The organism is Microbacterium invictum (genome assembly GCF_014197265.1).
GTDB lineage: Bacteria > Actinomycetota > Actinomycetes > Actinomycetales > Microbacteriaceae > Microbacterium > Microbacterium invictum.
Map to the genome: position 1 here is coordinate 22,043 of NZ_JACIFH010000001.1, position 10,879 is coordinate 32,921.

The 10,879-nt window shown below is 70.8% G+C and carries 13 protein-coding genes; 6 read left to right on the forward strand and 7 right to left on the reverse strand.

Annotated elements, in window-relative coordinates:
• Positions 1-4 precede the first annotated feature (4 nt).
• A complete protein-coding gene (locus BKA10_RS00110) occupies positions 5-835 on the forward strand; it encodes an aldo/keto reductase (RefSeq protein WP_183497816.1) in 831 nt (276 codons plus the stop codon).
• A gap of 94 nt (positions 836-929) precedes the next feature.
• Positions 930-3,023, forward strand: coding sequence for a S9 family peptidase (locus BKA10_RS00115; protein WP_183497818.1), 2,094 nt, complete (start codon positions 930-932; stop codon positions 3,021-3,023).
• 87 nt (positions 3,024-3,110) lie between these two features.
• Here BKA10_RS00115 and BKA10_RS00120 read toward each other — a convergent pair whose 3' ends face one another.
• Entirely contained in the window at positions 3,111-4,304 is a 1,194-nt protein-coding gene (locus BKA10_RS00120; RefSeq protein ID WP_183497820.1) for a RimK family alpha-L-glutamate ligase, read from the reverse strand.
• Between BKA10_RS00120 and BKA10_RS00125 the strand changes: the two genes are divergently transcribed.
• Positions 4,303-4,809 (forward strand): ATP-dependent zinc protease family protein, encoded by a 507-nt coding sequence (locus BKA10_RS00125; protein ID WP_183497822.1) that lies wholly within the window; start codon positions 4,303-4,305, stop codon positions 4,807-4,809. The two genes, BKA10_RS00120 and BKA10_RS00125, sit on opposite strands and share 2 nt — an antisense overlap.
• Positions 4,810-4,818: 9 nt before the next feature.
• On the opposite strand, the gene BKA10_RS00130 is transcribed toward BKA10_RS00125, so the two are convergent.
• The 5 genes from BKA10_RS00130 to BKA10_RS00150 form a co-directional block, all read right to left on the reverse strand.
• Positions 4,819-5,565: an SDR family oxidoreductase gene (locus BKA10_RS00130; protein ID WP_183497824.1), complete on the reverse strand. Its 747-nt coding sequence runs from the start codon at positions 5,563-5,565 to the stop codon at positions 4,819-4,821.
• Positions 5,562-6,233, reverse strand: coding sequence for a Pr6Pr family membrane protein (locus BKA10_RS00135; RefSeq protein WP_183497826.1), 672 nt, complete (start codon positions 6,231-6,233; stop codon positions 5,562-5,564). Before BKA10_RS00135 ends, BKA10_RS00130 begins: the two co-directional genes overlap by 4 nt.
• Before the next feature lie 48 nt (positions 6,234-6,281).
• Positions 6,282-6,500: a hypothetical protein gene (locus tag BKA10_RS00140; RefSeq protein WP_183497828.1), complete on the reverse strand. Its 219-nt coding sequence runs from the start codon at positions 6,498-6,500 to the stop codon at positions 6,282-6,284.
• A gap of 26 nt (positions 6,501-6,526) precedes the next feature.
• Positions 6,527-7,513 (reverse strand): DNA-3-methyladenine glycosylase family protein, encoded by a 987-nt coding sequence (locus tag BKA10_RS00145; protein WP_372491428.1) that lies wholly within the window; start codon positions 7,511-7,513, stop codon positions 6,527-6,529.
• Between the two features lie 233 nt (positions 7,514-7,746).
• Positions 7,747-8,487, reverse strand: coding sequence for a winged helix-turn-helix domain-containing protein (locus BKA10_RS00150; RefSeq protein ID WP_183497830.1), 741 nt, complete (start codon positions 8,485-8,487; stop codon positions 7,747-7,749).
• Between the two features lie 418 nt (positions 8,488-8,905).
• Here BKA10_RS00150 and BKA10_RS00155 point away from each other — a divergent pair, with 418 nt between their 5' ends.
• The 3 genes from BKA10_RS00155 to BKA10_RS00165 are packed head-to-tail and all read left to right on the forward strand — an operon-like array spanning position 8,906 to position 10,111.
• Positions 8,906-9,490: a P-loop NTPase family protein gene (locus BKA10_RS00155; protein WP_183497832.1), complete on the forward strand. Its 585-nt coding sequence runs from the start codon at positions 8,906-8,908 to the stop codon at positions 9,488-9,490.
• Complete coding sequence (locus BKA10_RS00160; RefSeq protein WP_183497834.1) at positions 9,487-9,783, forward strand: GNAT family N-acetyltransferase; 297 nt, start codon at positions 9,487-9,489, stop codon at positions 9,781-9,783. Before BKA10_RS00155 ends, BKA10_RS00160 begins: the two co-directional genes overlap by 4 nt.
• A gap of 40 nt (positions 9,784-9,823) precedes the next feature.
• Positions 9,824-10,111: a DUF2277 domain-containing protein gene (locus BKA10_RS00165; RefSeq protein ID WP_183497836.1), complete on the forward strand. Its 288-nt coding sequence runs from the start codon at positions 9,824-9,826 to the stop codon at positions 10,109-10,111.
• 6 nt (positions 10,112-10,117) lie between these two features.
• Here the strand turns inward: BKA10_RS00165 and BKA10_RS00170 are convergent, their stop codons facing one another.
• Positions 10,118-10,849 (reverse strand): alpha/beta fold hydrolase, encoded by a 732-nt coding sequence (locus tag BKA10_RS00170; protein ID WP_248199138.1) that lies wholly within the window; start codon positions 10,847-10,849, stop codon positions 10,118-10,120.
• Between the last annotated feature and the right edge of the window lie 30 nt (positions 10,850-10,879).

Below are 10,879 nucleotides of genomic sequence, written 5' to 3' on the forward strand. Positions count from 1 at the left end.
GGCCATGGTCACCATTCCCACGGTCACGCTCAACGACGGCTCCGAGTTCGCCGCCCTCGGTCTCGGCACCTACAATCTGCGCGGTGCGGAAGGCGTCGACGCGATCGTGGCCGCCGTCGACAGCGGCTACCGAGTCATCGACACCGCCGTCAACTACGAGAACGAGGCCGAAGTGGGCGAGGCGGTGCGGCGCACCGGCATCCGGGATCAGCTCATCGTCACCACCAAGGTGCCCGGCCGGGACCACGGATTCGACGAAACGGTACGCAGCGCGCAGGGGTCGCTGCAGCGGCTCGGGCTCGAGAAGATCGATCTCTACCTGATCCACTGGCCGAACCCCTCGGTCGGCAAGTACGTCGAGACGTTCCGCGCGATGATCGCGCTGCGCGACGAGGGTCAGGTCGGCTCGGTCGGCGTCTCCAACTTCACCGAGCCCATGCTCGCGCGGCTGATCGACGAGACCGGGGTCACGCCGGCGGTCAACCAGGTCGAGATGCACCCGTACTTCCCGCAGGCGGCGCTGCGGGCATTCCACACCGAGCGCGGCATCCGCACCGAGAGCTGGAGCCCGCTCGCGCGCCGCACCGAACTGCTCGCCGAGCAGGTGGTGACCGACATCGCCGCCGCGCACGAGGTCACCCCGACTCAGGTCGTCCTGCGCTGGCACGTCCAGCTCGGCTCGACGCCGATCCCCAAGTCCGCCGACCCGCAGCGGCAGCGCGAGAACGCCGACGTGTTCGGCTTCTCGTTGACGGATGCCGAGGTGGCAGCCCTCAGCGGTCTCGAGCGCGGGCGGCTGTGGGACGGCGACCCCGACACCCACGAAGAGATGTGAACCTGCGCGCCATCGCTCGCCGTGGAGGCGGCACCGCCGATCTCATCCTTCCGGCGGTGCCCCGGCGGTGATCGCCGCAGGTACCGTGGAAGGCATGGCGACCGCTTTCGACTCCCTCGACGACTACTACGCACTTCCCCGCATCGAGGGGCTCGCCCTCTCGCCGGACGGCACCCGGGCGGTGCTGACGGTGGCCACGCTGAACAAGGACAAGACCGCCTATGAGCGCTCGCTGTGGCAGGTTCCCGTCGAAGGCGAGGGGATGCCGGTGCGACTCACCCGCTCGGCCAAGGGCGAGTCCGGTGCCGCCTTCACCGCCGACGGCGACGTGCTGTTCATCTCTGCCCGTCCCGACAGCGAAGGTGACGGTGAGGACGACCCGCAGGCGCAGCTGTGGCTGCTGCCTGCCGGTGGCGGCGAGGCCCGCCCGGTGACCAGGCTGGCGGCAGGTGTGTCCGATGTGGTCACTGCCGAGGCCTCCGATCGAATCGTCATCGGCTCGTCGCTGCTGCCGGCCTCCGAGTCGATCGAGGACGACGCGCGGCGCCGCGCCGACCGCAAGAAGAAGAAGATCTCGGCGATCCTGCACGAGAGCTACCCCGTCCGGCACTGGGACCACGATCTCGGCCCCGCCGCGCCGGCGTTCCACGCCCTCGACCTGGGCGGCCTCGCCGACACGATCGAGGTCCTCGCCGCCGAGCCTGCGACCGACGGCGACTCCGGGTCCGAGGAAGACGCAGAGATCGACACCACCCCTTACCCCGCATCGCTGCCGCGGCCCCGCGCGCTGGTGCGCGGCCGGCAGGCCGATGCCGCCGGGTCGGCCCTCTCGCCCGACGGGCGCACGTTCGTCGTGTCGCTGCAGACGCCGCAGGGCCGTGACGCCCGGTACCGCCTGGTCGCGATCGACACCGACTCCGGCGCCGTGACCGAGCTGTTCGACGAGCGCGACACGTACTTCGAGGCGCCCGCGATCAGCCACGACGGCGCCACGATCGCCTACGTGAAGTCGGCCATGGCCACCCCGTCCGGACCCGCGGACCAGGAGCTGTGGGTCGCCGGCATCGACGGGTCGAACCCGCGACGTCTCGCGGAGGGCTGGGACCGCTGGCCCACCGGCATCCACTTCGATCAGGACGACACCGCCCTCATCGTCACCGCCGACCAAGACGGTCGCGGACCGATCTTCCGGGTGCCCGTCGACGGCGGCGCGGTGGAGCAGCTGACGGACGATGACTTCACCTACACGGACGTCGACGTGCGGCCGTCGGGGGAGCTGGTCGCGCTGCGGACGAACTGGATGACGCCGCCACACGCCGTCCGCATCGCCCGCGACGGCACCGCCACCTTGCTGACGACGCCGGTCGCGCTGCCCGAGGTGCCGGCCGCCATGACCGAGGTCGAGGCGGCCGCCGCCGACGGCGCCCGCGTGCGCGGCTGGCTGCTGCTGCCCGAGGGGGCGTCGGCGGAGACTCCCGCACCCTTCCTGCTGTGGATCCACGGCGGCCCGCTGAGCAGTTGGAACGCGTGGAGCTGGCGCTGGAACCCGCAGCTGGCCGTCGCCCGCGGCTACGCGGTGCTGCTGCCCGACCCGGCGCTGTCGACCGGGTACGGGCTCGAGTTCATCGCCCGCGGCTGGAACGCCTGGGGCGCTGCGCCCTACACCGACCTGCTGTCGATCACGGATGCCGTGGTGTCCCGCCCCGACATCGATCAGACGCGCACCGCGGCGATGGGCGGTTCGTTCGGCGGGTACATGGCGAACTGGGTCGCCGGGCACACCGATCGGTTCCGTGGCATCGTGACGCACGCGAGTCTGTGGGCGCTCGACCAGTTCAGCGGCACGACCGATCACGCCGGGTACTGGAAGCAGATCTTCACGCCTGAGGCGATGCTCGAGAATTCGCCGCACCGGTTCGTCGAAGACTTCGTCACGCCGATGCTCGTCATCCACGGCGACCGCGACTACCGCGTGCCGATCGGCGAGAGCCTGCGGCTGTGGGCGGAGCTCAACGAGCACTACGCCGCGGACGACGGGTCGAGCCCGCACCGGTTCCTCTACTACCCCGACGAGAACCACTGGGTGCTCGCCCCGCAGCACGCGAAGCTCTGGTACGAGACGGTCTTCGCGTTCCTCGACGAGCGGGTGCGGGGGGCGGAGTTCGCCCGGCCCGGGCTGCTCGGCTGAGCTGCACGCCGGGATGTCACCGGCGGGGGTGCGCGGTCTGCCACGATGCGACCGGCGCGGGCAGGCCGCGCGACCTCGGTCGGCGCCCTACTCCTCCGCGGGAATCGGCTCGGCCGGCAGCTTCCGCACGCGCGCGCGCCGACGCCGGCGTTCGGGGATCATCGAACGCATCTCCTCGAGCTTGCCGAAGCACAGCATCCGGTCGCCCGCCTCGAGCTGGACGCCCTTGCGGGGGTTCGGGATGACAGCGGTCCCGCGGTGCAGCGTGAGCACCGTGATGTCGCGTTCCCACAGACCGGCCTCGCCGAGCGTCTTGCCCACGAGGTCTCCATTGCCGTGCATCACGAGCTCGGCCACGCCGTAGCCGGTCGACACCGACAGTCGCTGGCGCACATCGATCTCGGGGAACGCCACCTGCCCGGCGATGTGGTCGATGATCGCGCCGGCGACATCGAGCTGGGTCGCCGCTTCGATCCCCTGCAGCCCCGGTGAGGAGTTGACCTCCATCACGAGGGGCCCGTCGGCGCCCTCGAGCATGTCGACGCCCGCGACGCGCAGACCCATGATCTGCGCCGACCTGACGGCTGCCTCCCGGAACTCCGCCGAGAGCTCGACCGGCTCCACCGAGCCGCCGCGGTGCACGTTCGAACGGAACTCGTCGCCGCGGGCGGTACGCCGCATCGCCGCGACGACGCGATCACCCACCACGAGCGCACGGATGTCGCGCCCGCGACTCTCGGCGACGAACCGCTGGATGAGCACGTTCTGGTTCGTCGAATGCAGGGTCTCGATGATCGCCTCGGCGACCTTCACCTCAGGAGCCAGGATCACCCCGATGCCCTGCGTGCCCTCGAGCAGCTTGATGACGACGGGCGCGCCGCCGACCTGCTCGATCGCGGGGCGCACATCGGCGCGATTGCGCACGAAAGCGGTCGCCGGCATGCCGATGTTGTGACGCGAGAGGATCTGGTTCGCGCGCAGCTTGTCGCGCGCGTTCGAGATGCCGTTGGCCGTGTTCGGCGTGTACACGTCCATCTGCTCGAACTGGCGGACGACCGCCGTGCCGAAGTAGGTGATCGAGGCGCCGATGCGCGGCAGGATCGCGTCGTAGTCGCTCAGCTGCCGGCCGCGGTACTGCAGATCGGGCAGCTCGCCCGAGAGGTCGATCGCGAAACGCAGGGTGTTGAGGACCTTCACGTCATGACCGCGCTGCTGTGCGGCTGCGCGCAGTCGTTGCGTCGAGTAAGCCCGTGGGGCGCGCGAGAGGATCGCGAGCTTCATGAGGAACCCCTGCCAAGATGGTGCGGTGAGCGAGTCCACCCATTCAAACACCCTCGCGGGATGGCGAGAGTGGGTTCAGCTGCCCGATATCGGCGTGCCGTGGATCAAGGCGAAGCTCGACACCGGGGCACAGACCTCGTCCATCCACGCCTACGACGTGGAGTCCTTCGACCGCGACGGCACGGCGTGGGTGCGTTTCCGCATCCGGCCGTGGCAGCGGTCCGACGCGGACGAAGTCGAGGTCGAGTCGCCTGTGCTCGACGTGCGTCGGGTGCGCAGCTCGTCGGGACACGTCGAGGAGCGCGTCGTCGTGCTCATGCGGCTCATCCTCCTCGGTCGCGAGGTGGCCGCCGAGGTGACGCTCAGCAATCGCGATGCGATGGGGTTCCGGATGCTCATCGGCCGCGAGGCGCTCAGTCGCGGCTTCGTGGTCGACTCGGCGCGTTCCTTCCTCGGAGATCGCGCGCCCCGGCCCATGCGCCGCCGCAACCGCGGCGTGGGGTGACGCAGCCGGTCAGCCCGTGGCGTCGGTTGCGAGCCACTCGTCGAAGGTCTGCGTGCCGATGATCGCCCCCGGTCCGGGCAGGTTCAGTCCCTGCCGCATGCCCTTCATCTGCGTCGACGGAACCGAGATCGCCGGGATCCACCCGCGGGCACCGTGGGCGCGCGCGTAGCGGCGCACCATGTCGTCGAGCTGCTCCTCGCGTGGACCGGCGAGCTCGACGAGCGGCTGCGGGTCGCCGGCCGCGATGCGGGCCAGGTGCGTGCCCACTTCGGCTGCGGCGATCGGCTGGGTCCGCGCCCGCGGCGCGAGCTGCAGCGGCCCGAACGTGGCACGGGCTGCGATCTGGCCCGCGAACTCGTGGAACTGGGTCGCCCGGACGATGGTTGCCGGTATGCCGCTGGCGGTGAGCGCCTGCTCCTGCGCGAGCTTGCCGGCGTAGTAGTCGTGCGGGTTCCGGTCGATGCCCACGATCGACAGCAGCACGAAGTGCCGCACGCCCGCCGCCCGGGCGGCCGTGGCGAGGTTGCCGGTCGCGGCCTGGAAGAAGCGTGTCGCCTCGTCTGCGGAGAGTGTCGTGATGTTGACGGCGTCGACCACGGCATCCACTTCTCGAAGTGCCTCGCTCAGCCCCTTGCCCGTGACGAGGTCGACCCCGCTGCCGCGCGTCAGGGGCGCGACCTCGTCGCCCTGCGCACGGACGGCCGCGGCGATGTGGGTTCCGACGGTACCGGTGGCCCCGGCAACAGCGATCTTCATGCGGGCCTCCGTGTGGCGAGTCGGCGATCCAGAGCATAGAACCCGTAGCCGATGCCGATCAGCGCGACCGTCAGCCCGACGAGCCACATGACCACGCCACCGATGCCCAGCGTCTCGACGTCCATGAACGGATACGGGTAGGCGGTGCCGGCGGCGAAGCGCCCGCCCAGTGCGCTGTAGACGAAGGCGAAGACGAGGTACGCCCAGGGGATGAGCGCCCACAGCAGCGGGTCGGGCCGGCGCACCTCGCCCTTCGGCACGAACAGCAGCCAGTCGCCGATGACGAGCAGCGGCGTGACGATGTGGACCAGGTTGTCGGTCAGTGTGAACGGCTCGTAGGCGCCGGGCTGCACATAGAGCGAGGGCACCAGGACGACCAGGTAGATGAGCATCGTGACGGTGATCGCCATCATCACCGCCGCCGCGAACCGCGGCGAGGGCGTCGAGATGCCGTGCCAGCCGTCCTCCTGCGCGTCGCGCAGGGTGCGGATCGCCGACCAGAGCATCCACACGAGGCACAGCACATTGCTGAGGACCGTGTAATAGAGGAACGCGCTCCAGGTGGGGTCGCCGCTCAGTACACCCGAGACCCGTGCGATTCCGATGGCGATGGCGAGGGATGCCAGTGCGCGATACGTGAAGGCCAGACCGCGCAGCTGGAGCACCATGCGCCCATGCTATTGGTCAGCGCGCCGATGAGGCGGCGTCGGCCGGTGTCAGAGCTGTGCGCCGTCGTCGAAGGGGTCGTCGAGGCCGGGTGTGCGGCCGCGCCATGACTCGTACGCGATGAGCCAGCCGATCGAGATGATCACGGCCAGCAGCAGTCCGAGCCACACGTTGTGCAGGATCAGCCCGATCACGACACCGAGCACGAGCAGCACCACGGTGCCGGCGATCCACCCGATGCGTCCCTTGGGCCAGCCTGTCTGCGTCATGGCATCCACACTACGCGGGCGGGGCGTCAGCGATCGCGGTGGTCTTCGGGGTGCAGGCGGGGGCCGCGCCGCGGCTCGTGCACTCCGCTGAGCCCGATCAGCCGGATCACCCGCTGGCGGTGGCCGCGCCACGGCTCGAGCAGCTCGAGCATGCCGTCGTCGTCGGTGCGGTGACCGGTCAGCGCGTAGCCCACCTCATGGGCGACGTGATAGTCGCCGACACTCACCGCGTCGGGGTCGCCGAACGCGCGGATGCGGGTCTCGGCGCTGGTCCACACCCCGACGCCGGGCAGACTCGTGAAGATGTCGTCGTGGTCGGCAGCGGCGGCCGTCGCCGCACGCTCGATCGATGCGCGGCGGCGCGCGGCGGCGACGATCGTGCGCGATTGCGGGGGTTCGAGCCCGGCCCGGTGCCACCCCCAGCTGGGGATCAGGTGCCAGTCGGCGGGCGGGGCGAACATCGGCCGCGGCGTGGGCCCGGGAGCGCGCTCGCCGAACCAGGTCAGGATCATCCGCCACGCGCCGAACGCCTGGAGCCCCGTGACCTTCTGTTCGAAGATCACCCCCGCGAGGGCGTCGAAGATGAGGTCGGTGCGCCCCAGGCGAAGCTCGGGGTGCCGGCGATGGGCGTCGGCGATGAGTGGATGCCGGGACGCGTCGAACCCGGCCGGGTCGTCGTCCGCGCCGCACAGCCGGGGGAGCTGCTCCAGCGCCCATTCGGCTCCTGGGCCCCATGCCGCCCCGCGGATGCGGTCGCGGCCGACGCGGATCGCGAGGGTCGCGACTCCCTCGGGGGTGCGCATCGCGCGCCAGATCACGGGGCCGGCGGTGGTGTGAGCCGGATCGTGCGCACCCTGCTGCTGTGCCATGACCGCGCGGCGCGCGTCGATCGGCACACGTGGGCGATACTCGGTCTCGAGGGGGCGGCCGTGGACGGGCCGGGGGTCACGGGCCACGTCACCGCTGCGCGGCACGCCGGCAGGCGGCATCCCTTCGCGCGTCGCCGACCTCATGCCGTCACCCTACGCGACGACCTCCGACGTCGGTCACGGGCGGGCTTGGGCAGTCGGTTCGGCATAGTCCCGGCATCCATCACTGTGCCGAGGTGACTGTTGAAGTTCTGGGGGCTGCGCGCAGCGGGCTTGGGCAGTCGGTTCGGCATAGTCCCGGCATCCATCATTGTGCCGGAGTGACTGTTGAAGTTCCGGGGGCTGCGCGCGGCGGGCGGATGCCGATCCGCTGAGGCTCAGAAACGGTCGGGCGACGGGGTGCCGTGGCCGTAGCGGATCACGACGTCGGCGTGGCGGTCGAAGCGGTAGCCGATGCCGCGCACGGTGCGCACGATGTCCTCGTAGCGGCCGAGCTTCGAACGCAGGCGGCGGACGTGCACGTCGATGGTGCGCTCGCCGGGCACCTCTTCGTCGGCGGCGTGGCTCCACAGCGACGAGACCAGCTCGGTGCGCTCGATCGTGCGGCCCTCGCGCAGCACGAGGTACTGCAGCAGTTCGAACTCCTTGAAGGTGAGCGCCGCGGCCTCGCCGTCGATGTGCACGCGGCGACGCGAGATGTCGATCGTGACGCCGCCTTCGATGTGGTCGTCGACCGGCTCGTCCTGCTTGGTGCGGGCGATGGCGCTCGGCTCGTGCAGGGCGAGGCGCACCACGTCGACGTCGCGGCCGCCGGCGCCGGCCGGGGCCAGGGCGACGGTGGCATAGGTCTCGGCGCTGGGCGCGAGCTCGCCGAGCGTCTGGCGCAGGGCGGCGACGATCGTCGACAGCGAGACGCCGTCGACGGCGGCCTTGATCTCGTCGAGCCCGACGTAGAGGGCGAAGCCGCGCGGTGCGGTGCCGACCGGAATCGCGCCGGTGGTCGGCGCGTCCGGCACGACCGGTGCCGGAGCGACGGGCGCCGCGGTGGTGATGTCCTCGATGGCGTGCAGGTGGCGGGCGGTGGTGGACGGGCGGGTGAGGAGTGCGGTGTTCGACATGGCGATGTCCTTCGGGGAGGAACCCGGGCGAGGGGCCGGAAGCGGGTTCGGAGGTGTTGCGTGGTGGCCTTCGAGTGGCCTATGTGCGAGACAGGCGGGCTCCGCGTCGTGGGCGGACGGCACCGCTGGCTCGGGGGTCGTGTGGCGCCGCATTCAGAAGCGGCGGGACGGCCCGGCGGGGATCACCGTGTCAGCGACACATTCGGCAACACATGACAACACGCTGCGGCATCATCGTGCCACAGGTTCCGTTCGCCTCCCGGGCGGACAGAGCGATGGTGTTGTCAGTCATGGGGTCGATTATGACGAACCGTGTCCGTTCATGTCAAACTGCACGGCTGCCACGGCGCCAACGTGACGGAATGTGACAGATTGCACGGTCGACGGCGTGGCGAGGCTCGCGTGCCAGAATCGACGGATGCCGCCCGCCGGACCCGCCCCTCGCCGTCTGCGCATCGTCGGCACCTCGGGTTCGGGCAAGACCAGTCTGGGCAGGCAGGTCGCCGGCATCCTCGGCGTCCCGCATCTGGAGCTGGATGCCGTGTTCTGGGATGCCGGATGGACGCGCCGCGACCCCGACGACGCCCGCGCGATCGTGCGGCGGTTCGCCGAGGACAATCCGGACGGCTGGGTCGCCGACGGCAACTGGACGAGCCTTCTGGACGGCCTCCTCGATCCGGGTACGCCGGGCGGGGCCGACGCCATGGTCTGGGTCGATCACCCGCGCCGGGTCGTGATGTGGCGCGTCATCACGAGGACTGTGCGCCGCGGCATCCATCGGGAAGAGCTCTGGCACGGCAACCGCGAGCGCATCTCGACCTGGCTGCGCTGGAACCCCGAAGAGAACATCATCCGCTGGGCGTGGACGAGCTATGCGCGGGTGCAGCAGCGCATGCGGGACCGCATCGATGCCGGTGACCGCATCATCCACCTGCGCGGGCAGCGCGAGGTCGACGCGTGGCTGGCCTCGCTGGCCGAAAACCGACGTACCGTGGAGAGATGACCGATTTCACCTTCGCGAATCAGCCCGATGCTTCGCGATACACGCTGCACCGCGGCGATGACCTCGTCAGCGTCCTCGACTACCGCGACGACGGCCGCACGGTGGCGATGACCCGCGCCTATACCGTCCCCACCTTCCGCGGCCACGGCTACGCCGGCGAGGTCGTCGCCCGCGCCGTCGCCGAGATCGAGGCGCGCGGCGACCGCGTCGTCAGCCCGGTCTGCTGGTACGTCGCCGACTGGTTCGCCGCCCACCCCGAGCACGGCGACCTGCTGGCCCGCCGCGCGAGCTGACCCCTGTTGCGCGTCCGCGCCCGGACGTACCGTGTTTGGCATGTGCCGCAACATCCACACACTCCATAACTTCGAACCCGCTGCGACCGACGACGAGGTCCACGCCGCCGCGCTGCAGTATGTGCGCAAGATCGCCGGGACGACGAAGCCGTCCAAGGCGAACCAGGCCGCGTTCGACCACGCGGTCGCCGAGGTCGCGCACGCCACGCGTCATCTGCTCGCAGACCTCGTCGCGGTGGCGCCGCCGAAGAACCGTGACGAAGAAGCCGCCAAGGCACGTGCCCGCGCGGAGAAGTCGGGTCGCTACGCGCCGCGGCTGGCGTCGTAGCAGCCCTCACTCCGCGGCGAACGCCTGCAGCAGGGCGGCCGAAGGCTCGGCATCCCGGATCATCGTCTCGTGACCGTGCCCGGCGATCTCGGCCAGCCGTGCATCGGGCACGCCGCGCACGATCGCCCGGCACCACTCGCGCGGCACGACGATGTCGTTCTCGCCGCGGATCACGAGCGTGGGCACGGTGACCCGGCCCAGCACGTCTTCGGGCCGATGGGTGAGCATCGCCCGCAGCTTCGCCCGCAGGTTCGGCCCCGCCCGCACGTATTCGCGGCCGCCCAGGACGATCACCTTGGGACTTTCGACCGCGACATCGCGCAGCAGCCGCCAGAGCTGCGCCCGCGCCGACCGGGCGCCGGGGTCTCCGGAGGGTCCGAGCAGTGCGATCCGCTCGACGACGAGTGGATGCCGCACCGCGACCTCGAGGACGATCTGCGCCCCCATCGAATGACCCACCAGCACGGCCGGCCTGCCGACGTGCGTCCTCAGGTAGGCCGCGACGAGGTCGGCGGTGCGCTCCATCGTCAGGACGCGTTCGGGCTCGGGCGCCTCGCCGTAGCCGGGCAGGTCGATCGAGACGACGTCCGCCGTGTCGCCGAGGTGGTCGATCAGGTCGCCGAACACCCCGCGCCCCATGCCGATCCCGTGGATCAGGACGAACGTCGGATCGCCGCCGCTGCGCCGCTCGGCGACGAGCGTGGCGCCGCCGTAGGCGAATTCGTGGGTCGATGTCACGGACTCGAGGGTACCCGGACCGCGCAATCG

What these genes read in the sequence shown, in the direction of transcription:
- BKA10_RS00145 (WP_372491428.1), bottom strand. Translation starts at nt 7,513, where the DNA reads ATGAGGTCGGCGACGCGCGAAGGGATGCCGCCTGCCGGCGTGCCGCGC.
- BKA10_RS00160 (WP_183497834.1), top strand. Translation starts at nt 9,487, where the DNA reads ATGACCGATTTCACCTTCGCGAATCAGCCCGATGCTTCGCGATACACG.
- BKA10_RS00125 (WP_183497822.1), top strand. Translation starts at nt 4,303, where the DNA reads ATGAGGAACCCCTGCCAAGATGGTGCGGTGAGCGAGTCCACCCATTCA.
- BKA10_RS00115 (WP_183497818.1), top strand. Translation starts at nt 930, where the DNA reads ATGGCGACCGCTTTCGACTCCCTCGACGACTACTACGCACTTCCCCGC.
- BKA10_RS00135 (WP_183497826.1), bottom strand. Translation starts at nt 6,233, where the DNA reads ATGGTGCTCCAGCTGCGCGGTCTGGCCTTCACGTATCGCGCACTGGCA.
- BKA10_RS00140 (WP_183497828.1), bottom strand. Translation starts at nt 6,500, where the DNA reads ATGACGCAGACAGGCTGGCCCAAGGGACGCATCGGGTGGATCGCCGGC.
- BKA10_RS00150 (WP_183497830.1), bottom strand. Translation starts at nt 8,487, where the DNA reads ATGTCGAACACCGCACTCCTCACCCGCCCGTCCACCACCGCCCGCCAC.
- BKA10_RS00130 (WP_183497824.1), bottom strand. Translation starts at nt 5,565, where the DNA reads ATGAAGATCGCTGTTGCCGGGGCCACCGGTACCGTCGGAACCCACATC.
- BKA10_RS00110 (WP_183497816.1), top strand. Translation starts at nt 5, where the DNA reads ATGGTCACCATTCCCACGGTCACGCTCAACGACGGCTCCGAGTTCGCC.
- BKA10_RS00155 (WP_183497832.1), top strand. Translation starts at nt 8,906, where the DNA reads ATGCCGCCCGCCGGACCCGCCCCTCGCCGTCTGCGCATCGTCGGCACC.
- BKA10_RS00165 (WP_183497836.1), top strand. Translation starts at nt 9,824, where the DNA reads ATGTGCCGCAACATCCACACACTCCATAACTTCGAACCCGCTGCGACC.
- BKA10_RS00120 (WP_183497820.1), bottom strand. Translation starts at nt 4,304, where the DNA reads ATGAAGCTCGCGATCCTCTCGCGCGCCCCACGGGCTTACTCGACGCAA.